Consider the following 21872-nt stretch of genomic DNA (forward strand, 5'->3'; position numbering starts at 1 on the left):
AGCCTGCCAAGTACGGGGATGAACGGTTCGTTTGGGTGTGTCAGGCGGACACCCTTTTTTTATTTTAACAATTCTTAAGAAAACCTAGCCCGCTGTTTGCCATCTAATGGATATAATTATTCATTTTTAAAAAACTATTATCATGAAAAAGATTTTTACCTTATCGATCGTAGCTGTTATTACAGCTTTACTTTTTACCAGTTGTACCAAAGAAAGAATTTATGCCGACGACAGTGGTTACTGGCTTTCGCAGGAGCGGGGCGATGTGGTGTACAGCAGTAATGCCTGCGGATATTATGTAGTGGAAACCAATTATGGCTACACCATCATCCGCAACCTGGATGGCTTGCGTACTTACGATGGTGATGTAATGTATGGCAACTTTGGTGGCTATGGCACCCGCAACTTTTACAATTACAGCGCCGATGTGGTAACAAGGGGCACCGTAGTGGAGTACGACCTTAGCTATGCCGGTGCACAGGATGCTATTAACTACTACTGCCCTTATGGTAAAGGCACAGCTGCTGTTATAAGGAAGAGCGCCACTGCAGAGAGTAAGGTTGCAAGGCCTGTGGCTCAATAAGGTTACATTCCATAAATATAATAGAACATATAGACAAAGATCTCACACTGCGTTGTGAGATTCTTTTTATTACTAAAGTTTGAATGAAGACCAAGGTTAGGGCTGAACGAAGGAAAGCTGCACCACATGGTCTGACCCCGGTCTGACCATGTGCGTACGCTGCCGCCAAAAGCGATAGCAACCACAACGCAGTAATAAAACCACATAGGCATATAGGGAACATAGATAATAGCCGCCTGCGGCGGATTTTTGGGGAACACGGATTATTATGATGGGTGAGGATTTGTTGCTGTGGGCACATGGTCAGACCGGGGGGTCAGACCATGTGGAACGGGGTTGCATGGGTATTGCCCAGAGTTGACAGCAATCCTTCCACCATGTGCGCCCAAAGATGGCACCACAATGGGGCCGTGAGTGTCCCGCAAATATCCTGTTAGTGTCTTGTAAATGTCCCGTGAGTGTTCTGTTGATGTTCCGGTGGGACCCGGTTATTATGGGAGATGTGCCACCATTTCTTGTATAGCTGATCTTACTGATGAAGATACTAAAAAAATGGTATGGCAAGGCAAAAAGGGCTGATAAAATTATCGGGTACGGATAAACGTTCGGGGGCTGTATTTGTGGAAGGGAGATACGTTGTGTACACCAGGGCCGCAATGTAAAACGCCCCGATTGCTATCGGGAAAAAATGCTGCAGATAAAGCAGGAAGGCCTGGCTATGGAACTGGGCGATGACTGGACGCAGAAAAAGGTATCGCAGCTGGAAGGCAAGGAAGTGATAGATGATAAACTGCTGGAACAGATTGCAGCATATTTGAAAGTACCGGTGGAAGCGATAAAGAATTTTGATGAGGAAGCGGCGGTGAATATAATTTCTGGTACATTTAGCGATACTGCTGCTGCATCTATACATCATCATTCAACTTTTAATGAGAATGCCAATGAATTGGTTAAGTTGGAAGAGTTGAAGAAGTTGTATGAGGGGTTGTTGAAAGAGAAGGATGAGAGGATAAAGTTGCTGGAGAGGTTGGTGGGTGGAAAGTGAAAAGATACTGAGAGCAGTCTGTGGAGGCGATAGTTCAGATTTTTCCGATAGACATTCGCAGTTACAAAAAATGGAACACTATCTCCAGATCTTTAATTACTCTTTGAGACATACATGGATTCATAAATAAGTATCAATTTAAAAATAAGAATTTCACTACCCCCTCCTTCCAATTTATGATTAACAACGACAAAATCCCGTTGTCTTTACACTATCCTTATATAATATTCAGCCATCACCGAATTTTATTTGCTATTTCTTGGTTTAGCTCTTCATCTTAATCGTTGGCCATTACAAAAATTGAATAATATCTCCAAGGGTTTACCCGATTCTTGAAATCTAAATGTATTTGCTGGCAAAATTCAATATAAAATGGAATTTCCACTATCATCCTCTTCCAATTTATGATTGATGACGACAAGAATCTAGGTACTATTTTCAATACACTGATATAATATTCAGCTATCAGCGTATTTTATTAGCTATTTCTTGGTTTAGCTCTTCATCTTAATCGTTGGCCATTACAAAAATTGAATAATATCTCCGACGACTTACCCGATTCTTGAAATCTAAATGTATTTTCTGACAAAATTCAATATAAAAAGAGAGATTTCACTATCGTCGCCTTCCAATAAATGATTGTATGAGATCAAAATACGGTTACAATCTTCAATAAATCATAAGAATATCCTTATTATTTACTGAATTCCTTGTCGTTCTGCTGATGTAGGCTTTTTGCCATACTTAAAGGAGTTATAAAAAAAGGTCATACGGCCATATTTTATCAATATTACCCATTTTAATATGGCATATATTCAATAATGCAATATAAAAAATAGTTTTACAATTAGACAGACACAATAAATTTTACTTAATATAAAATGCAAGTAATTGTTTTTAAATTAATTGAATAAATATTTTAGATTTAATGTGGCCAGTAAGGATATACTAAAAGTTTAAATATGGATATAGAACATATTTGTAAAATTTTTTTGCTGATAAATTGTTTATAAACTAATAATTTACATCAATTTATAAGTAAGTAAATAAAAAATACCTTTTGTAGTAAAAAAATCAATATATGCTAATAAAAAATGCTCTATATTTGATAAAAATTTAAAATATGGAGAAGCCGAAAATAACAGAAATAACCGCTCAGTTGGTTGATCTACTCGAACCATTTGATTCGACAGAAAGACAAAGAATAGTTCAAGCCTCAATGTTGCTTTTAGGAGAATCAACTATTTATTCTAAACCGGATAAGAAGATAGACGAAGAAATTGATGTCGTAGAGAATAATTTCTCAAGCCATGCCAAAATATGGATGAAACAAAATCATATTTCAGTTGAAGATCTGCAACAAATATTTCATGTTGCTGATGGGAATGCGGAAGTTATTACATCAGAAATGCCTGGCAAAGATCAAAAAGCCAAAACGATTAATGCCTATATTTTACAAGGACTTGCGAATTTGCTTGTATCAAATGAATCAAAATTTGATGATAAGTCTGCAAGATCTCTATGCGTTAAATCGGGCTGTTACAGTGCCGCAAATCATGCAGTATACATAAAAGCAGTTGGTAATAAATTGGCCGGTTCAAAAGATGTTGGTTGGACTTTAACTTCTCCCGGATTGAAATATGGTGCAGATTTAATTAAAACATTGACACGATAACATCAAAATGAAGAAGCTTTACTAATAATTTTTTATGGAATCAATTACACATACAAATTGCAGCAATTGTGCTAAGCCTTTGCCGCAGACTGGTTTTTTCTGTAGTGGCTGTCTTACGCAATTCAAATGCAAAGCATGCGGCGGACTTCTAGAAAAGGACTACATAGGCTGCATTTATTGTGGTACACCAAAAGAAGCAAATACAATAGTTGCAAGCGCATCTATGAATACAATTCGCATACATGAGAAAACAGGGGAAAGGAGTATTGAAGCTTCATTTAGTGATAATATTGGTAAAGAGTTGACTAATATGTTAAGAGATACCTATACTTTAAAAGTAGCTTCAAAATTAAACGGTATTTCCTCTGGAGTTGAAAATTATACTCATGAAGAAGAACATATTACTCATGACCAAACAAATACCCTTACCCAAGACACTAACCCAAAGGATGCAACTACCACACTTAATTCTTCTAAAATAGAAGATTCAGAAATCATGCATATCGATGATGCAGAAAGATCATTAGACTGTTCGGAAACACACTGGATTCTCATTTATGCATTTTACATTAGCGAGTGCGGCAAAAATAATTTCAATAAGGAAGTTGTTTTAAATAAATACAAGGAAGCTCGTAGTGCCGGCTCAAGAATGAGTAATTTCTCAAATAAATGGAATAGCCTATTCCCCAAATTAATTAAGACTATAAAAAATGACGAATTCAGATTGACTGATAATGGAATTAATACAGCAAAGGAGATAATTACAGGAAAACTGACTTCGCAGCCTGGTACAAAAGTCGGAACTAAAAAAGCCAAAGGAAAAAAAGAAGAAGTTGAAGGAGAAAAAAAACAGGTTACAAAAAAGTCAGCCAGCGGATCAAGCGGATTAAAAAGGCTTTCTAACATAAATTTTTATCCTGATGGAAAGGATAGTCTAGAAAATTTTTATAAAAAGTTCAAAGTAAATAACGATAACGAAAACAATTTACTATTTGTTTATTACATGCAAGAAATTCTTAAAACCACTCCCTTAACAGCCAATCATCTTTATACATGCTATCATGAGCTAAATATTAGAATTCCAGAAGACTTAGCGACAAGTATTCAAAATACAAAAAGAAGAAAAGGGTGGATAGAATCAATAGGAAAAGGCAATATATCTATTACCGATGCTGGAACCAATAAAATTAAGTTTTGGGATAAAAAGGATTAAATATGGACATGACTTTAGACAATTTTATTTATAAAATATCCGACTTTGACAAACATTCTCCGGCAAACAAGATTGATTATTTTATTTATTATCATACCAAAGTAAGAGGGAAAGAAGGTGCTAAAGCTAAAGATATTGATGAATATTTTGATGTCTTAAAAATACCCAAATATTCAAACACTTCTCAATATTTGATTACAAATGCCAAAAAAGCAAAAGGTAAAACGCCTAAGTTGATTTTCCAAAATGGGCTATATCACTTGGAAAGAAGCAGGCAGGTAGAGATTGATAAAATTATTGGTACTCCTAAGCCTATCACACCGAGTGATGATTATTTTCCATTGGAACTATTCAAAAATACAAGAGGATATTTAGAAGCTATTGCTACACAAGCAGCGAGTTGTTACGATTACGGTCTTTATGATGCCTGTTCGGTTATGACTAGAAAGTTATTGGAAGTATTGATTATCGAAACTTTCGAACGCCACGGAATAGCCGAAAAAATAAAAAATAGCGCAGGGAATTTTTTTTACCTAAGTGATCTCATTGACAACTTTACTAAAGAAAGTAAATGGAATATAGGACGCAATGCAAAAGGTTGCTTACCAGGTTTAAAAAAGATGGGAGATATGAGTGCACATAACAGACGTTATGTCGCTAAAAAAATAGATTTAGATAAGCAAAAAAATGATTTGAGAATTGTTTTGGAAGAACTAATTCACCTAATTGATTATCCTAATTGGAGGTGATGTCTTAGTTATTCCTTTGCTAATTGTGTCTTAAATAGGTCATCTGATATTTTTTTCCTGAATATATTTTTCCAATTGATCAGGATTTAATATTGCATCGTATTTACTTTTAACTTTTTTAAGTTTAATGTCTTCAGTTAGTTCATTTAAAAAATCACTAAAATTACCATTCTCAGAAGCAAGTCGATTTACGGTATCCCAATCTATTTCTTGATTATCGTTTGACGGAAATAATATTTCACTTTCAAAGATACTTTCACAATTGATTTTTATTAAGCCAATGCCAAATGCATTATTTAATCTCCGAATTTCATCCATTAACGCCGGATCTTCATCAATATGCAGCACTACTAAATAACCCTCATTTGCCCAGTTAGAGTTTGAAACAGTTTGAAAGTAGTACTGTCTAAGATTTGAAAAATTTAAGTTTATTTTTACTTCAAAGGAAAATATTTTTAGGTAACTATATTCAACTTTAACCCTAAATAGAAAAGCCGCTAATTTTCAGTAGCGGCTTTTCGTTTCTTAAACAGCGGATTGGCCTGTGTCATATCCCAACTCATAAGCAGCAGTGCAGCTCTTATGTCTTCCCGTTCCCGCTTGGCTAAAAGGTAAATCATCTACATTCACGTAGCTTGGATTTCCTTGCCTTCCATCTTCCAATCCCTTCTCATATGCGCATCCTGCGCATTTGTGCCTGCCCTCCTCGGGGCTTTGGCTGTCTGGTAGTGTCGCCAACACATCTAAATAACGATGTTCAGCTTTACATATTGAATTATTCATAATGCAAAGGTAGCTAAATGTGTCCTTTGTTTGCCCATTTTTGAAATTCCCCCATATTAAACACATGGATAAGGTTGTTGCCTACCTGCCCACGTAACCACTTTTCAGCTTGTTTCTTATAGCCACCACCGTCCAGTAATACCACAGTTTTATGCGGGTGTCTTTGTTGGATATTAAGGACAAAATAGGGGAACTTTTCATCTACTGAACCGCCAGACTGTTGCCACTTGCTTTCAATTATTAATCCGTCTTTCCATTTTTCAGGATGGTAAAGCACGAAATCACCATACATAGGTGTTTCATAAATACTATTCCCCAAATGCATTTGTTTTGTGTAAATGGGCTGTTCAAGATACATAGCAGCAGTAAACTTGCCTCTATCAATAAATTGATATTTGCGTTCAATTAGTCTATCGCCTATGAATTTTTCCAGCGTCGAACCTGTGTAGTTCGCCGATTTGCCCGATGTGTCAATTGTCATTAGTAGTTAGTTATAAGCACTTCTTCTACGGAGTTCCTTCCGTTTGGCTTACAATTTACATTTCTTGGGGCATTTACGATATTAATATTGAAAATATTTCCACGGTATAGGTTTCGTATAAATTCAGTGTTGCTATTAGAAAGCATGATTTTTACCCCGTTCCTGTGTAATGTCTTGCAAAAGTCAGCTAAGTTTTGTTGATCCTTCTCTGTAAAATCTGACATAGAATAAGCTGTAAATGAAGTATCATTTATGGGATGGTAAGGCGGATCAAAATAGCAGAAATCACCCTCTTTTGGTTCAATTTTTTCGTAGTCTTTATACTCGATGATTGTATTTTTTAAAGCCTTACTACAAGCCCGCAAATTATCCTCTTGACATATTCCTGGATTTGCATACTTGCCCATTGGAACATTAAATTCACCTTTCTTATTAACCCGCCACAAACCGTTAAAGCATGTTTTGTTCAGATAAATCATTCTTGCTGCAACTTCTACAGGATCGTCCAAATCATGCCTGCTTCTTACTCTGTAATAATATTCCTCACAATGTAAACGCTGGTGTTTTTTTAGTGCCTCTATTAACTTTTCAACATCCTTTTGAACTACTTTATATGTAATAATTAAGTCTAAGTTTGCATCTGACAGATGCCCTTTTGTTGGTTTTATTTCAAAAAATAACGCCCCGCCACCAATGAACGGTTCAAAGTAATTGTTATATGTTGCTGGCATACGTCCTGTAAGTTCTTTAATAATGCTTCGCTTGCCACCAACCCATTTTAAAAATGGCGCAGCACCGCTATCCGGCTGTACAGGATTTGTTTCAGCGGTTAAATCCCTTGTATTAACATTGACAAATCTTTGCATTGCTTCTTCAAACGGCATATCCAGTTTAAAGGGTTCTTCGTATTTTTTCTTAGCCATTGTTATTTGCTATTAAAGTTTGATAAGTCAAGCGCTTGTTATCTGTAGCACTAAGCAGTAAATTAAACCTGCTTTCTTCCGAAAAATCTTTACTGTTGTATCTAAATGTAAATTCATTCAAATAGTTATTCAAATGCTTCGCACTTACAAAGTGATAGATACCAACAATACCACGTTTTAACAATGAAAAGAACCCTTCTATTGTATTAGTATGGCAATTACCGTCAACATATTGCCCGTCTCCATGTTTTACAAAGTTATGCTTATAAAGCCATTTTACCGACTGGTAAATTCTATATTCATCAGTCATTAAATTACTACCCAATACAACGTTATTAGTTATGAACTGACCTATTGCCCTGCCATCAACGCTATTAGATGCCACAGCCTTTACAAAACCTTTTCTTTCGACAACAGCCAGCACCGGTGTTTTTGTCAATGTACTGCGACCTTGTGTTCCTTCGGTTTTCTTGCTTTTATGTTTGTTCTTTTCTTTACCACCAATGTAAGTTTCGTCCGCTTCAACTGTGTTGCTTAATGGTGAATTGAAAGCAGCAGTGTTACTTGCATGGCGTAAACGATGTAAAAGGAACCACGCATTTTTTTGTGTAATACCTAAATCCTTTGCAAGCTGTAAAGATGAAATTCCTTTTTTATGAGAACTGATTAAATATATAGCAACAAACCATTTTTGTAAAGGAATTTTAGTGTTTTCAAATATGCTACCAACTTTAGCAGTAAATTGTTTCCGACAGTCAGAACATTTATATCTTTTACCATCAGTGAAAGCATAAACTTTCCTGCAACCACAATGAGGGCAATATGCTCCATCTTTCCAACGCCATTGTTTAAGGTGTTCTAAGCAAACTTTTTCGTCAGAAAAGTATTGCATTAATTGAACTAAATTGTTGAATTTTGAAAGGTCTTTTGTAGTTGCCATGATTTAATTAACTTTTTGACACTACAAATATAAGGATAACTTTTGGGTTAAACAAGAATATAATTACCTATTTTTATTGTACTTATAGACAAATGATTTTGAATCTCCAATATTTCACTTTTATAATCCTTAAATGGGAAATACACACCAACCAAATCAGGATGTAGCCATTCGTTTAACCCTTTTGTTCCTTTGCTTGATTGTTCATGAAAAATTGTTTTTAAATAAGCTTTAAAATGTGTATGTGAATTTGCAAATGCTACCAAAAGCGTATGTAAGTCTCTTTCATGAAATTGTTTGGCTATGTTAGCTTCTTTATTTATTATTTCGGTTTCTTTTTTTTCTGCAACCTTTTGAATGTCGATTTGATTAATTTTACTGCGGAGAAAAAACTGAGCAGGTCTTTCACTGGTTTGGATAAAAAGCGACGAGCTTCCCCCTCTATTAATGTCTGTATAAATATATGCTGCTATAGTTGCCCAAGGTGTTTTGCCTACACTCACAAACCCTTCAGTTATTTTATAACTATTTGCCTTTTCCCAAATCTCTTTGGGAGAAAGTGGTTCATTCGCTGTTTCTAAAGTTTTTTCAATAATGCTCCAAAAGGTTAATTTTTTCATTAGGAAAGGTTTGCGTTCTATAAGAAATTCAATTGTTAATTTTACATTTTTGGCTAAAGCCCAAGCACACTGGATTTAATTTCAACAATCTCCAGCTGTACTTTTGTTCCTCTTTCGGTATCTTCTATTTGTTTAGTAAGTTTTGTGTTAGGTTCTAATAAATTAAATTCAATAAGTTTTGTATCCCACACTTCTCCGCTTAGCTTTATATACTTAATATTTACTTTTACTTTATCAATTAAATAATCGGTTTTATTGCTTACTGTAACTTTTAAATTTTTAATACCCCCTAGTGTAGGGCTAAAATATTCATTGTTTTCAGCAGTAATGTAGGTACTAATGTTGCTCTTAACAGCTGCCTTTTTCTGCTCTTCTTCTTTTTTAGCTTCTTCGTCTAAATTCTTTATTACATCCTGGGTATGTTCTGCATCTTTATGCAGTATTTGATTGTAAACAAATATGCCAATAAGTACAATAACAATTAACCCTGCCAGCATTAATAGTTTGCGGAGTGTGGCATTATTCTTTTGCTGATTATTCCCTGGATATTCTTCCTGTACTATTGGTTCTTGAATTGGTGGCGGAGCCGCTGTTTTTGCTGCAAAAGGCGGAGGAGTAACGACAATGATACTTTTTAATTCTTCAACATTTTCAATAGTGGTCCATTCGCTTAGTCCTTCAAACCAAACAGGCGTATTACCAGTAAGATTTTTTAACTTTAATTCTTCAAAATCAAATGGGCCCTCTTGCTGGGTGCCATTGTGCAGGTAGTACTTTTTCATAAGCAAACTAAGATAAGGGTTTAAGCGAAATTTATCAGGGTATTATTGTACCGGCCAAATATACAAGTAATGCTTTCTTTTTGCAATTGTTAAGCTGGCTATTGCTTCTTTTTTTTAAAATTCCGTGTTACTACCTGTTACCATTTGCGTAGTTGCCGTAAATTTTTTAAAATAGTTATTTCTTATACAACACAATACAACTATGCGGTTGTATCAGCTCAGCGTTAATGAATGTACCATTTGCAAATGCATTGTTTAACACAGCTGGCGTAAACTCATAGCGAAGACTAAGCGATATATATTGCTCGCTATCGGTGCCATTGTAAAACACATGTATTGTCTTCCACTTATCCCCCACTGCTGCCCCATTTATCTCGTACCCAATCACGCCTGTAACTGTTTCCAAAAATTTAATATTGTTCCGCACCTGCTCCGCCGTACTCATCCTAAAAGCCGGGTGCGCCTTGCGCATCGCAATCAATGCCTGCACATATTCAAATACGGCTTTGTTGGTGCTCTTCAAATTCCAGTCTATTGCATTAATGCTATCGCCTGCATTGTAGCTGTTTTCCACCCCCTGCTTGCTGCGGAGGAACTCGGTACCGGCATGGAGAAAGCTGATGCCCTGGCTGGTAAGCACGATGGATAAGGCCAGTTTGTGCATTTGGGTACGTTCTTCAACAGTGGCCTTGGGGGCGCTTATGGCCAGCTTATCCCACAGGGTATTATTATCGTGGCATTCGGCGTAGGTAATTACGCTGGCGGGGCTGCTGGCATAGGGGGCTTTGCTGTAGTTTACTTTTTTGTAATCTATCTGCGGGTGATGCGTGGCGGCCACAATGCCAAACTTTATGCTTTCGGCCTTGCTGGTATCGCCACTGGCAAAGCCACAGTCGGCCGCTTCAAACACGCTGCCTTTAATACCGTCCCTTATATCATCGCTAAATACGGCTATGCCCTTTAGCTTTGCTGCATTTTGCTTAAGGGCCCGCAGGCTATCGGGCAGGGGGCTGGCACCGGCCGTCCACCCCTCGCCATACAGCAGTATGCCGGGGTTTTGTTTATGCAACGCTGCGCTTATCATATTCATGGTTTCAATATCGTGCACACCCATCAGGTCGAACCTAAAGCCATCTATATGGTACTCCCTGGCCCAGTACAATACCGATTCTATCATAAACTTGCGCATCATGGGCTGCTCGCTGGCTGTTTCGTTGCCACAGGCGGTGGCATTGCTTAGCTTACCATTGTTAGTATGGCGGTAATAATAGCCGGGCACCAGCTGGTTAAAGCTGCTTTGCTCCGTAAGGCCGGTATGATTGTACACTACATCCATTACCACGGCCAGCCCTTTTTTGTGAAAGGCCTGTACCAGTTGTTTTAGTTCTTTTATTCTTATAGTGCCGCCTGTCCCGCCTGGGGCGGGATTAGTCTCGCCCTTGGCGAGATCGGTAGTATTAGTGGCGAAGCTGCCTTCAGGAGCATTGTAATTTAAAGGGTCGTAGCCCCAGTTGTACTGCGGCTTTGCGGTATTTGTTTCGTCTATGGAGTTAAAATCGAAAAAAGGTAATAAGTGTACATGGGTTACGCCCAGCTCCTTTATATGATCCAGCCCCGTGCTTTGGCCGGCCGGGTTTTTAGTGCCGGTTTCAGTTAGTCCTAAAAATTTGCCTTTGTGGGTAATTCCACTATTAACAGCTATGCTGGCATCCCGTATGTGCAGCTCGTATATAATGGCGTCGGTGGGGTGCTTTAGTGGGGGCTGTTTATCGTTCGTCCACCCGGTGGGGTTAGTTTGCTTAAGGTCTATCACCATGGCCCGCTTGCCATTGATGCCTACGGCTTTGGCATAGGGGTCGGGCACTTCGCTTAGCCAGGCGCCCTGGTACTGTATACAAAAGGTATAGTACAAGCCTGCCTGGTTGCCTTTTAGTGTAGCCGTCCACGTACCATTGCCTGTTTTTTGCAGATCGATGGTTTGCAGGGCGGTGCCGCCGAGTGGTACATTGTATATTTTTAATTGGGCCTGCGTGGCAGTGGGGGCCCATATTTTAAAGGTAGATTGTTGGGGGGTATAGGTAAGGCCCAGGTCGGTACCGGTGTACACGGGATAGGGGTTGGTTTGTGCTTTGCTGTGCATGATGGTGAGCGTTAAGTACAGGAAGAGCGTGGGTAATTTCATATATGCGTTTGAGGAACTAAAGTAGAGAATAAATGCAAATGTTCAATGTTCAATGAGCAATGTTCAATATTCAAGGAGGAGAATGCACACAGAGGGATAAAGAACACGAAGTAAAGTTGAACCACATAGGCACAGAGGGCACATAGAGGAGAATGTTCAATGTTCAATTATTAATGTTCAATATTCAAGGAAAGAAGGTATTAAATGAAGCTGCATTTTATACTTGAGAGTTGATTATTGAATATTGAGCATTGAACATTGTTGCTGCCGCTTAAAAAGAATCGGAATAAGTAAAATATTGTTGCGGAATAAAAGACCCTTGTCAGAACCGATGGGACTTCCCATAAAAAAAAGAGCCCCCCTATGGAAATAGAGCGGCTTTAACGATTGCTTGCTATATGAAAATCTTAATAATTATTTAACTAAATGAGCTTTGTATTCAACTTCTCCCTATATTTGTTCCGCTTTAACGATTGCCTGCTTGTTGAATAAAATAAAAACGCTCACTTTACTTACACAAAAGTAATCTGGGCGTTTTTAAATTTATAACCATCTTAAAGCTGGTTTTATGATGGTTAACCATCATTTTTTTTGCCCGATGCAGGCTGGTAAAGGGTTTCAGCCGATTTTTTTTATGATGCCCATTTAAAAAAACGCTTTTTTTTACCCTGTTTTGGCCATTTTCCGTTTTTTGTTACCTGGTAAATATTAATGGCCTGCCTGTACTGGTATATTAACGCAGTGTATTGCCTGTTTAATGTTCTCCTTTTCAGATATTTATTTTAATAATATTTATATTTTGCGTGTTTTTGAGGTTTTTTTAAGGTGCCGGAGGGTAAAAAGTTGATTTTTTGGCTTAAACAGGCAAAATGAAACCAATGAATTTGCAGCCTTTTTGGTTAAAATAGTACCGCTGCCGGTATTATTGCTATTAATGCTTTGTTGGCCGGTATGCAACGCTTTATTAACTGCTTCATATTGCCTGCCGGTGGCAGATTTATTTTTTATCGTGCCCCGCCATTTATAAATTACATGCATGAAACATTTTACCTGCTCCCTTTTTTTATTGGCTTTTATTGTAAGCGCCCATGCGCAAACCGCTACTTCGGGTAACCCTGTACTTAAGGGCTGGTATGCCGACCCGGAGGCGGCTATCTTTAATAACCAGTACTGGATCTATCCCACTTTTTCGGATAAATACAATAAACAGGTTTTTTTTGATGCCTTTTCTTCTAAAGACCTGGTGCATTGGGATACCCATCACCGTATACTGGATACTGCTGCTGTAAAATGGGCGCACCGTGCCATGTGGGCGCCTGCCATTGTGCAAAAAGATAAAAAGTATTATTTCTTTTTTGCCGCCAACGATATTCAGAACGATAATGAAAAGGGCGGCATTGGTGTGGCCGTGGCCGATAAGCCCGAAGGGCCTTTTAAAGATTACCTGGGCAAACCGCTGATAGATAAATTTTACAACGGTGCACAGCCTATCGACCAGTTTGTTTTTAAAGATAAAGACGGGCAATACTATATTATTTACGGCGGCTGGCAGCATTGCAATATTGCCAAATTAAAGAGCGACTTTACTGCGGTTATCCCTTTCAGTGATGGTACTATGTACAAAGAAATTACGCCGAAGGGCTATGTGGAAGGGCCCATGATGTTTATACGCAACAACAAATACTACTTTATGTGGAGCGAGGGCGGCTGGACGGGCCCCGACTATGCGGTGGCTTACGCCATTGCCGATAGCCCCTTTGGGCCTTTTGAAAGAGTGGGCAGGGTGCTGCAGCAGGATTCGGCCATTGCCACCGGTGCCGGCCACCACTCGGTAATGCACAATGCTAAAAAAGATGTTTGGTACATAGTTTACCACCGCCGCCCGCTGGGCGAAACCGCCGCCAATAACAGGGCCACCTGTATTGAGCAGATGTATTTTGATGATAAGGGATTTATATTGCCGGTAAAGATGAGTTTTCAAGGGGTGCCAGAGGCAAAACTTAAATAATATCGAATGTGCGAATGTGGAACTTCGAATGTTTTTATTTTTGAATAAGCATTAAACCCTCCGGGCTAAGCATATTTATCCATTCGACATTCGCAAATTCGATATTCACCCCGCTTCATTATGCCTATTCAACTTATGCAGTTCCAGTATCGTGGTTTTGCCATCATCGCTTTCGTGGTACATGGGTTCAAATTTGCGGTTGAAAATTATTTCGCTGTAGGTATACGAGGTGCGCTGCTGCACATAATTGCTGAACACATCATCAAAGCCCCGCAGCATTACATACAGTTCCACATCGGCAGTGCGCATATCTTCTTCTGTAAATCCATAAAAGGGGCTGTTCTCATCTATGGCATGCACCACCGTCCAGCTCATGGGCATGGTTTCCACCCGGGTTCTTTCTAAACTCAAACTAAAATATTTATACGCCGGCGGCTTTTCGTTTTCCACCACCAGCAGGCCGGTGTTCACTCTTATTTCCAGGTCGGTGAGTGTGTGCTTGTCTTTATACGCTGCAAAGCGAAACATCAATGCCTTGCCTTCTTTATACGGACTAATGAGCGCCTCGTCGCTGAACTGCAGGTAGCTTTTGGGTTTGCTGAAACGGCCGTATATCAAACCCGTAGCGATGGCCAATGATAAAAAACCGGTAAGCGCTTCTATTGCCGCCACTACATTACTGGCATCGCCCGATGGATTTACATGGCCGTAACCCACCGTGGTAAATGTTTGTGTACTGAAATAAAATATTTCGCGAAAGGTTTTCCAGCTGCTGCCGGTGGTCAATCCTTCCAGCTGGCCGGCGCCTATTATAAAATAAATAGTGGTGAAGATGATATTGATACCGATAAAGAAGATAAAGATGACCAGTATGAATTTCCACTGCGGCAGGTTGAGCATATTGTGAAAAATGCTGAACCTTTTGCGGAAGGGCATACCCACTTTTACCAGGTTATAAGTACCATCTTTATTAATAAAGCGGCCACCCACATCGCTGGTGGTGGCAAAGCCGGTATCGTTGTTTTGTTTGGAGAAGGGGTTTATTTTTTTATATGTTGGCATGCGATTGTTTATTGTAACAAATTTAAAACTCTGGCACAATACCTGTTAGTATTTTATAACCAGGAAGATATTAGGCTATTTTGCCTGCGGCAAAAGAGTAGCCACGAAGGCACGAAGACACAAGGGTTTTTGCCTTTGGCAAAAAGGGGTGGCCACGGATTACACGAATTAACACGGATTGATTGTATTTATCTGTGAAAATCCGTGTAATCCGTGGCAAAAAACAAGCCGAAGGCTTGAATATAATTTTGCTTTTTATTTATTGGTTATCTTTATTTTGATAAACAGGTTTTGTAGCGCCACCATGCAGCCAGCTAAAAGATTTTTATTATTGCTTCTTTGTTTTTGTACCGGGCTTTTTGCTATTGCCGGCACCAGGTACAATACCAACGATCCTGCTACTTCTACTGCGCAACAGGCGGTGGCTTTTATTGATAGCTTTAAAAATTTAGAACCCAGCGCTTACTGGCCCAATGTAAGGCCTGCCGCTTTTTTGCAGAATATAAAAGAGAACGTGGAGCACCCGCTGGTGATATATGCCGGTAATGGTACTAACTTTTGCGGCTATGGTGCGTTGAGTTATTTACTGCTGCAGGATGACCCGCTAGGTTATGCCAAAGTAATGCTGCAATTGTACCGCGATGGCCGGGCGCATTTTGGCAACAGCGATTTTGACCCTTCGGAGCCTGTTAAGAAACAGGCAGGCCGCATGCGCTTTAAAGGCATGCTGGATATTCACCCGGCAGACCAGCTGTGGTTTTTAACCCTGGCCGATCATTTTAAAGGCTACCTTAATTTTTTTAACCGCAAATACGATCCCGGCGATGAGGACCGCTTCTGGGCTTCGGTAAATTATGCCAAGTTCAACCGCATGGTGCGGAGCCTGTTGCATTTTAAAGTGCATCCCCGCGGTACCGATCTTATACGCCCCTCTATCAGCGACCTGTATGATTATATCAGCACCAGGTTGCAGTCGGGTAAAGTGGTATTGTACATCAATAACCGCATTGTACATAAAAAGAAACACGAAAAAATAAAACTGAAAGTGCCCACGCATTTTATTGTGGCCGAAAAAATTTACCGGCAGGATGACCTGATCACGCTCGTGTACTGGGATTATGGTGGTAAAACGCTGATGCAGTTAACCCCCAAGTTTTTAAAGCGTATTGTGTTTGGCATTACTCATTTTACTAAAAACTGATACCGTGTATTGTAAGCTCCGTTATATCGTAATTGTATGTTGTGCAGCTTTGTTGTTTGCGTGCTCGCCCCGGCATATCAGCACCAAGTACTATTACGAGAACGAAAAAACGCTGGACAAGATAGAAGAAACTTTCCGCCAGCTTTCCCGCGAGCAGGATTTTGCCATCGCCTTTACTTCTAAAAATTTTAAATCGGTGTCGCTGGAGATCTTTACCGATTCGCTTAAATACATTTACGATTTTGAAGCTTATGAGCCCCGCCTGGCCGATACACTTACGGCTTATCACTTAAATGCCAACAAGGTTATTAAACTGATGCAAATGATGCAATCTATCCGCAGCACCTGGATCAGGAACCTGGATTACTATGTAGATGGTAAAAAGAGCAACCTGGTTTTTATGTCGATGAAGCCCGTAGCTTTAAAGGCGCCCTTCTCTTATAAAAAATATTATATCCTCGCCTATTTTAATCAGCCACAGTATTTCGATAGTAAGGGAAGATTACTGGACCGCATGAGCCGGCGGCGCCTGCGTAAAATTAATGGTGAAGAGTTTTTGAGGATCAATGATAAGGTGTGTTATACGGTTTCGGGAAACTTCCGATGAAAGCAATGTCGAATTTGCGAATGGGGAAATGTTGAGGATGAGGGTTATTTTGAGACAAGAGCTTCTTTTAACTTTCAACTTCCTGTTTACTTTTTTTCTTGACAAAAAAAGTAACAAAAAAGTCAAGGCAGAAAAGATTACATCCCTTTTCTGCCAGGCAGCACTAATGGACTTTTGTACTACTGTGGCTTCAGCATTTGTTCTCTACTCTTAAGTTTGAAAGGCCCTTTAAAATGTGGAATTTGCGAATGGCGAATATCGAATGTTCTTAACCTTGGTAGTTCTATAAAACTTTTAACACTAAAAACATTCGACATTTCATATTCGCACATTCGAAGTTTTTAAAACAGCGCCTCAAACGTTTGCTGCTCCATAATGCTTTGTATTGTATTGGTTGTTGTTCTTTTAAAGGCATTGTACAGGCTGCTGCCCAGGCTGATGCGTTTTACACCGAGTACTGTTAATTGTTCGATATTGGGCAACCCAGGTACAGGTAAGATGTTTACAGGTAATGTAGTGGCTGCTGTTACGGCTGCTATATCCTGCTCTTGTTTTATAAAGGGTACAAAGATGCCGTTAACACCTGTTGTTTGATAAAGTTGAATGCGCTGTAATGTTGTTTGTAATGCATCGGGCTGCTGTAATAAAAATGCATCTGTTCGTGCATTAATAAAGAGCGGGATGTTTTTTTGCATCAGCTTGTTCGCAACTATCTCCATTCTTTTAGCAAAAGTTTCCGCCGGTTCTAATTTTTGCTGTACCGAGTCTTCTAAATTGATGCCCACCACACCCAGTTGGTGCAGTTGCTGTATATTTTCCACTATCCCCTCCGTGGTATTGCTGAAACCATGTTCCATATCTACCGATAAAGGCAGTGCAATATTTTGCTGTATCCTTTTTACTGTTTGCAATAATAATTCAAAGGGCATTTTTTCTCCGTCTTCGTAACCGTAAGATTGTGCTACGGCTGCGCTGGAGGTAGCAATGGCTTTAAAGCCATTTTGCGCCAGCAGTTTTGCAGAGCCTGCATCCCAGCTGTTGCCCAGCAGTAAAGGCGTGGGTGCATGGTGCAGGGATAAGAATGTTTTGTAGTGATTCATGATGCTATTTGTTTAGATGTGATATAGAATGTGCGAATATGAAATGGCGAATGTTATTTTAATTGTTACTTGTTAATATTATCGAGGCTCCATTTATATTGATCGATTGTTGCCAGTAAAAAACTTGCTGCGCTTACGGTGAATACGGAATAACTTAAGGGCGATACTATGCCAAATGATAAAGCCATTGACAAAGCAAATAATAATGCCAATATCCCGCTTCCGGTGGCGGCACACTTTGTCCACTTGCCGGCAAGCAATAGTATACCAAAAATAATTTCAGCTATGGTTGCTGTTACAGCAAATGGATTTACCAATGAGGCGGGAATAAAGCTCATTACTTCGCCGGCGTATTTTATAAAGTGTTGCCAGTCGCCCCAGGATATTTGTGGTTCGCCATTTTTGCCCCATAGGCCCAGCCTGTCCAGTGCAGGTACAAGGTAGCCGATACCTATTGATAGGCGTAAAAATAATTGTGCGTATTGCTGTGATCTTTTCATAAATGGTTTTGCTGTAATTCCATATTTAATTGAATGATAGATAATGAAAACACTAAATCGGCAAGAAAAGCTTTTTCTGTTATCTCTTTTGGTCATCCAGTATCTGCTTACTTTTTTTCTTGACAAAAAAAGTAACAAAAAAGTCAAGGTGGAAAAGATTACATCCCTTTTCCGCCAAGCAGTTCTAATGGGCTTTTGTACTGCTGTAGCTTCAACATTTGTCCTCTACTCCTAAGAAACAAGGTCTTATTATTATTTAATAAAGGTCCTGGTGGAAAAGATATATTTTACAATTCCGGGTGCATTTTAAGGGATACGCCGATGCGGTTCCAGGCATTGATGGTGATAATAGCCATGATGACTTGTGCTGTTTTTTCTTTGCCCATTAGTGTGATGGCTTTTTCGTACAGCGCATCGCTTAATCCGTGCTGGCTGATGAGTGTGACTTCTTCGGTAATGGCCAGTATCAATTGTTCTTCTTCCGTAAATATATCGCCGGCTTCTCTCCATACGCTCATCAGGTGCATCCGGCGGTCATTCTCACCATGTTTGCGGGCATCATCGGTGTGCATATTCACGCAATAAGCACAGCCATTTATTTGCGATGCCCTTATGCGTATCATTTCCTTCTGCAGTTGCGGCAAGGGATTGTTCACTACGTAACTGTCCAGGGTAAGCATTGCTTTGTAACCGGCTGGCTCCACTGTTGCCATTTTAAATCTTGTTTCCATTTTTCTATTTTTTAAGTTGTTATTTTTTCGGTTTGCATAGCAAAATTAAATAGCTGTTGGACTATCTTTATAGTCCAGTTTTAAAATAACTGGTAGTCCAGTTGTTACCATTTAAAGAACTTATTACCATCAACCGGCTATTGCCTGCACCGGTGTACCAGCAAATTGCCAACCAGCTTATCAGCCTTATTCATGAGGGCATTATAAAACCGGGCACAGCCTTGCCGTCGAGCAGGCAGATGGCCGAAATATTATCGGTACACCGTAAAACCATCGTGGCGGCTTATGAAGAATTGTCTGCGCAGGACTGGATCAGCAGCACGTTAAGAAAAGGTGTTACGGTATCAAAAGATCTTCCTGAAATTAAACCCCGGTCGTTTAAAGCGCTCATAAAAAAACCTCCTTACCATGGAGATACACCATTTGGTTTTTCGGGCGTATCCATATCGTCTGCGGCGGCGGCGCCTGCTGCAGAACATCGTTTTATCATCAATGATGGTTTTCCGGATGCAAGGATCGCCCCGGTGGAAATGTTGCTGAAGGAATATAACCGCTTGTTCCGCATACCGGCGGTGCAAAGAAAAATTGTGTATGGCGAACTGGCCGGCGCTGCCAGTTTACGAATGGCTTTGGCAAAATTTTTATCCGAAACGAGAGGGTTGAATATTTCGGAAAACAATATGCTGGTAACCCGCGGTGCACAAATGGCGATATACATTGTTGCCAGGATGATCATTAAACCCGGCACCACCGTTATTGTGGGCGAACCCAATTATGGTTTGGCCAATATGCTTTTTTTAAATTGCGGCGCCCGGTTAGTTCGTGTTGCTGTGGATGAGAACGGGATTGATGTGGATGCTATTGAAAAAATATGTAAAAAGAAAAAGCCGGGCTTATTATATGTTGTTCCGCACCACCACCACCCTACCACGGTTACACTAAGTGCCCAGCGCAGGATGAAGCTGCTGCAATTGATACGTGCGTACAATTTCCCCGTTATTGAAGATGATTACGATTATGATTATCATTACAACAGCAGCCCCATTCTGCCGTTGGCCAGCGCCGATCATGACGGTAATGTTATTTATATTGGTTCTATCGGTAAATCTTTTGCCACTACTGTTAAAACAGGATATATGGTGGCGCCCCAAAATTTTATCCAGGCTGCATTGCAGGTTAGAAGACTGATCGATATCCGCGGCGATAACCTGATGGAAGAAGCATTGGCTGCTTTATTTGAAAGCGGGGATATGCAAAAACATTTAAAAAAATCTTTAAAGCTGTATCATGAACGACGGGATATGTTCTGTTCTTTATTGGAGCAGGAGCTGGGTAACCGCATACGTTTTCAAAAGCCTGCGGGCGGTATGGCACTGTGGGCCAGTTTTCATAAAAAAAATCCATTGCAGGTGGTATCACAGAAAGCTTCGGCAATGGGCCTTTTTATGGGCGATGGTAGTTTCTATAATACCGGCCCTGTTAATTACAATTCATTACGCATGGGTTTTGCTTCGCTGAATGAGCGGGAAATGAGGGAGAGTGTGGAGGTGCTGAAGAAGGTGTTGAAATAGTTATTTAGATGTCGAATTTGCGAATATCGAATGTCGCGGGGGATGTCGAATGTGCGAATGGCAAATATCGAATGTTTTTAAATTTGGATATACAATAGATGCTTCTGCCTTAATAATATTCGCAAGTTCGACATCCGCACATTCGCCATTGAACATTCGCACATTCGATATTTTCTTATTTGGGATCCAGGAATACCTCCGCCATCATACACCTCGCACTGCCGCCGCCATTGGTTTCGATGGTTTTGATATTGCTGTGGAGGATGGGATTGTATTTTTCAATAGCCGATACCTGTGCTGCGGTTAAACTTTCGTAAGCCTGCGTGCTCATTACTAAAAAGGGTTGCTGTTCTTTATTCATCACCTGCAACATATTGCCTGCAAACTGGTTCATCTGTAGCAGCGTAATGTCAATTATTTCTTTGCCCGTTTTTTCAATTGCTGTTATTACTTCTTTTCTTTCTGTTATATCGGTAATGCTTTCCAGACATATCACCACGTATTTATCGGCCACACACATCATTACATTGGTATGGTAAATAGCATCACCGTTTTGATCGTTGGCGGTAAATGCCATGGCGGTATAATTTGCTGCTGCGCAAAATTCTTCCAGCAGGTGCTTATCCGTACGGGGAGAAATGCAGGCGTAAGCAATTTTATTATCCCGGTCCAGCACCATACTGCCGGTGCCTTCTAAAAAAATATGATCCTGTTCCCGGGTGCTGAAGTCGATGGTTTTATTAATGGTAAATTTCTGATCGATGGCATCCATCACGGTTTGCTTTCTTTCCAATCGCCGGTTTACCGCAAACATGGGATACAGAAATACCGTACCTCCTTCGTGAAAAGAGATCCAGTTGTTGGGAAAGATAGAATCCGGTGTATACGGCTCCGCTGTATCCTGTACCACAGTCACGTCTACTCCTTTAGCACGCAGTTTTTCTACAAAGCTGTCAAATTCTTCCAGTGCTTTCTGCTGCACTTTATCGTCGTTGGAAGCTGTTTGAAAACTATTGTTCACCGCGGTTTCTGCGTTGTACGCAAACTTAACCGGGCGGATCATGAGGAGGTGGGAGGTGTTTTGCATATAGTGAGTAGTGAGTGGTGAGATGAGAG

21 protein-coding genes are annotated in these 21872 nt (G+C 39.8%); 9 read left to right on the forward strand and 12 right to left on the reverse strand.

Annotation, left to right across the window (positions count from 1 at the left end):
• Positions 1–142 precede the first annotated feature (142 nt).
• From QM738_RS05565 to QM738_RS05585, 5 genes are all read left to right on the forward strand, one after another.
• Positions 143–583, forward strand: coding sequence for a hypothetical protein (locus QM738_RS05565; protein WP_462275687.1), 441 nt, complete (start codon positions 143–145; stop codon positions 581–583).
• Between the two features lie 688 nt (positions 584–1271).
• Positions 1272–1628, forward strand: coding sequence for an XRE family transcriptional regulator (locus tag QM738_RS05570; protein WP_462275688.1), 357 nt, complete (start codon positions 1272–1274; stop codon positions 1626–1628).
• Positions 1629–2751: 1123 nt separating this feature from the next.
• A complete protein-coding gene (locus tag QM738_RS05575; RefSeq protein ID WP_462275689.1) occupies positions 2752–3303 on the forward strand; it encodes a hypothetical protein in 552 nt (183 codons plus the stop codon).
• A 34-nt stretch (positions 3304–3337) separates the two neighbouring features.
• The gene (locus tag QM738_RS05580; protein WP_462275690.1) at positions 3338–4516 is read left to right on the forward strand and encodes a hypothetical protein; all 1179 of its coding nucleotides are present in this window, start codon (positions 3338–3340) and stop codon (positions 4514–4516) included.
• Positions 4517–4518: 2 nt separating this feature from the next.
• A complete protein-coding gene (locus tag QM738_RS05585) occupies positions 4519–5265 on the forward strand; it encodes a hypothetical protein (RefSeq protein WP_462275691.1) in 747 nt (248 codons plus the stop codon).
• A 39-nt stretch (positions 5266–5304) separates the two neighbouring features.
• Here QM738_RS05585 and QM738_RS05590 read toward each other — a convergent pair whose 3' ends face one another.
• The 7 genes from QM738_RS05590 to pulA all read right to left on the reverse strand — a co-directional run bounded on the left by QM738_RS05590 (position 5305) and on the right by pulA (position 11976).
• Positions 5305–5613, reverse strand: a complete 309-nt coding sequence (locus QM738_RS05590) for a hypothetical protein (protein ID WP_462275692.1) — start codon at positions 5611–5613, stop codon at positions 5305–5307.
• Positions 5614–6061: 448 nt separating this feature from the next.
• Positions 6062–6529, reverse strand: coding sequence for a PD-(D/E)XK nuclease superfamily protein (locus QM738_RS05595; protein WP_462275693.1), 468 nt, complete (start codon positions 6527–6529; stop codon positions 6062–6064).
• Positions 6529–7452 (reverse strand): DNA adenine methylase, encoded by a 924-nt coding sequence (locus QM738_RS05600; RefSeq protein ID WP_462275694.1) that lies wholly within the window; start codon positions 7450–7452, stop codon positions 6529–6531. The genes QM738_RS05595 and QM738_RS05600 overlap by 1 nt, the downstream gene beginning before the upstream one ends.
• Complete coding sequence (locus tag QM738_RS05605) at positions 7445–8392, reverse strand: IS1595 family transposase (RefSeq protein WP_462275695.1); 948 nt, start codon at positions 8390–8392, stop codon at positions 7445–7447. The genes QM738_RS05600 and QM738_RS05605 overlap by 8 nt, the downstream gene beginning before the upstream one ends.
• A gap of 47 nt (positions 8393–8439) precedes the next feature.
• A complete protein-coding gene (locus QM738_RS05610; RefSeq protein WP_462275696.1) occupies positions 8440–9012 on the reverse strand; it encodes an HTH domain-containing protein in 573 nt (190 codons plus the stop codon).
• 53 nt (positions 9013–9065) lie between these two features.
• On the reverse strand, positions 9066–9794 hold the full coding sequence (locus QM738_RS05615) for a DUF4339 domain-containing protein (RefSeq protein ID WP_462275697.1): 729 nt from the start codon (positions 9792–9794) through the stop codon (positions 9066–9068).
• Between the two features lie 175 nt (positions 9795–9969).
• Positions 9970–11976: a type I pullulanase gene (gene pulA, locus QM738_RS05620; RefSeq protein ID WP_462275698.1), complete on the reverse strand. Its 2007-nt coding sequence runs from the start codon at positions 11974–11976 to the stop codon at positions 9970–9972.
• A gap of 1036 nt (positions 11977–13012) precedes the next feature.
• Here pulA and QM738_RS05625 point away from each other — a divergent pair.
• Positions 13013–13984 (forward strand): glycoside hydrolase family 43 protein, encoded by a 972-nt coding sequence (locus QM738_RS05625; protein WP_462275699.1) that lies wholly within the window; start codon positions 13013–13015, stop codon positions 13982–13984.
• 105 nt (positions 13985–14089) lie between these two features.
• Here QM738_RS05625 and QM738_RS05630 read toward each other — a convergent pair whose 3' ends face one another.
• The gene (locus QM738_RS05630) at positions 14090–15046 is read right to left on the reverse strand and encodes an ion channel (protein WP_462275700.1); all 957 of its coding nucleotides are present in this window, start codon (positions 15044–15046) and stop codon (positions 14090–14092) included.
• Between the two features lie 331 nt (positions 15047–15377).
• On the opposite strand from QM738_RS05630, the gene QM738_RS05635 reads away from it, so the two are divergent.
• Entirely contained in the window at positions 15378–16247 is an 870-nt protein-coding gene (locus tag QM738_RS05635; RefSeq protein WP_462275701.1) for a hypothetical protein, read from the forward strand.
• Entirely contained in the window at positions 16219–16854 is a 636-nt protein-coding gene (locus tag QM738_RS05640) for a hypothetical protein (protein ID WP_462275702.1), read from the forward strand. The genes QM738_RS05635 and QM738_RS05640 overlap by 29 nt, the downstream gene beginning before the upstream one ends.
• A gap of 341 nt (positions 16855–17195) precedes the next feature.
• On the opposite strand, the gene QM738_RS05645 is transcribed toward QM738_RS05640, so the two are convergent.
• The 3 genes from QM738_RS05645 to QM738_RS05655 all read right to left on the reverse strand — a co-directional run bounded on the left by QM738_RS05645 (position 17196) and on the right by QM738_RS05655 (position 19185).
• On the reverse strand, positions 17196–17954 hold the full coding sequence (locus tag QM738_RS05645; RefSeq protein WP_462275703.1) for an isocitrate lyase/PEP mutase family protein: 759 nt from the start codon (positions 17952–17954) through the stop codon (positions 17196–17198).
• A 65-nt stretch (positions 17955–18019) separates the two neighbouring features.
• Positions 18020–18454 (reverse strand): hypothetical protein, encoded by a 435-nt coding sequence (locus tag QM738_RS05650; protein ID WP_462275704.1) that lies wholly within the window; start codon positions 18452–18454, stop codon positions 18020–18022.
• 287 nt (positions 18455–18741) lie between these two features.
• Positions 18742–19185 carry a carboxymuconolactone decarboxylase family protein gene (locus QM738_RS05655; RefSeq protein WP_462275705.1) on the reverse strand — a complete coding sequence of 148 codons (444 nt, stop codon included), beginning with the start codon at positions 19183–19185 and terminating at the stop codon, positions 18742–18744.
• 101 nt (positions 19186–19286) lie between these two features.
• Here QM738_RS05655 and QM738_RS05660 point away from each other — a divergent pair, with 101 nt between their 5' ends.
• Positions 19287–20756, forward strand: a complete 1470-nt coding sequence (locus QM738_RS05660; protein WP_462275706.1) for an aminotransferase-like domain-containing protein — start codon at positions 19287–19289, stop codon at positions 20754–20756.
• Between the two features lie 175 nt (positions 20757–20931).
• Here QM738_RS05660 and ctlX read toward each other — a convergent pair whose 3' ends face one another.
• The gene (ctlX, locus tag QM738_RS05665; protein ID WP_462275707.1) at positions 20932–21819 is read right to left on the reverse strand and encodes a citrulline utilization hydrolase CtlX; all 888 of its coding nucleotides are present in this window, start codon (positions 21817–21819) and stop codon (positions 20932–20934) included.
• Between the last annotated feature and the right edge of the window lie 53 nt (positions 21820–21872).

This window comes from Ferruginibacter sp., from assembly GCF_049840995.1.
In the GTDB taxonomy this organism is placed as follows: domain Bacteria; phylum Bacteroidota; class Bacteroidia; order Chitinophagales; family Chitinophagaceae; genus Ferruginibacter.

What these genes read in the sequence shown, in the direction of transcription:
- QM738_RS05565 (WP_462275687.1), top strand. Translation starts at nt 143, where the DNA reads ATGAAAAAGATTTTTACCTTATCGATCGTAGCTGTTATTACAGCTTTA.
- QM738_RS05570 (WP_462275688.1), top strand. Translation starts at nt 1,272, where the DNA reads ATGCTGCAGATAAAGCAGGAAGGCCTGGCTATGGAACTGGGCGATGAC.
- QM738_RS05575 (WP_462275689.1), top strand. Translation starts at nt 2,752, where the DNA reads ATGGAGAAGCCGAAAATAACAGAAATAACCGCTCAGTTGGTTGATCTA.
- QM738_RS05580 (WP_462275690.1), top strand. Translation starts at nt 3,338, where the DNA reads ATGGAATCAATTACACATACAAATTGCAGCAATTGTGCTAAGCCTTTG.
- QM738_RS05585 (WP_462275691.1), top strand. Translation starts at nt 4,519, where the DNA reads ATGGACATGACTTTAGACAATTTTATTTATAAAATATCCGACTTTGAC.
- QM738_RS05595 (WP_462275693.1), bottom strand. Translation starts at nt 6,529, where the DNA reads ATGACAATTGACACATCGGGCAAATCGGCGAACTACACAGGTTCGACG.
- QM738_RS05600 (WP_462275694.1), bottom strand. Translation starts at nt 7,452, where the DNA reads ATGGCTAAGAAAAAATACGAAGAACCCTTTAAACTGGATATGCCGTTT.
- QM738_RS05605 (WP_462275695.1), bottom strand. Translation starts at nt 8,392, where the DNA reads ATGGCAACTACAAAAGACCTTTCAAAATTCAACAATTTAGTTCAATTA.
- QM738_RS05610 (WP_462275696.1), bottom strand. Translation starts at nt 9,012, where the DNA reads ATGAAAAAATTAACCTTTTGGAGCATTATTGAAAAAACTTTAGAAACA.
- QM738_RS05615 (WP_462275697.1), bottom strand. Translation starts at nt 9,794, where the DNA reads ATGAAAAAGTACTACCTGCACAATGGCACCCAGCAAGAGGGCCCATTT.
- pulA (WP_462275698.1), bottom strand. Translation starts at nt 11,976, where the DNA reads ATGAAATTACCCACGCTCTTCCTGTACTTAACGCTCACCATCATGCAC.
- QM738_RS05625 (WP_462275699.1), top strand. Translation starts at nt 13,013, where the DNA reads ATGAAACATTTTACCTGCTCCCTTTTTTTATTGGCTTTTATTGTAAGC.
- QM738_RS05630 (WP_462275700.1), bottom strand. Translation starts at nt 15,046, where the DNA reads ATGCCAACATATAAAAAAATAAACCCCTTCTCCAAACAAAACAACGAT.
- QM738_RS05645 (WP_462275703.1), bottom strand. Translation starts at nt 17,954, where the DNA reads ATGAATCACTACAAAACATTCTTATCCCTGCACCATGCACCCACGCCT.
- QM738_RS05650 (WP_462275704.1), bottom strand. Translation starts at nt 18,454, where the DNA reads ATGAAAAGATCACAGCAATACGCACAATTATTTTTACGCCTATCAATA.
- QM738_RS05655 (WP_462275705.1), bottom strand. Translation starts at nt 19,185, where the DNA reads ATGGAAACAAGATTTAAAATGGCAACAGTGGAGCCAGCCGGTTACAAA.
- ctlX (WP_462275707.1), bottom strand. Translation starts at nt 21,819, where the DNA reads ATGATCCGCCCGGTTAAGTTTGCGTACAACGCAGAAACCGCGGTGAAC.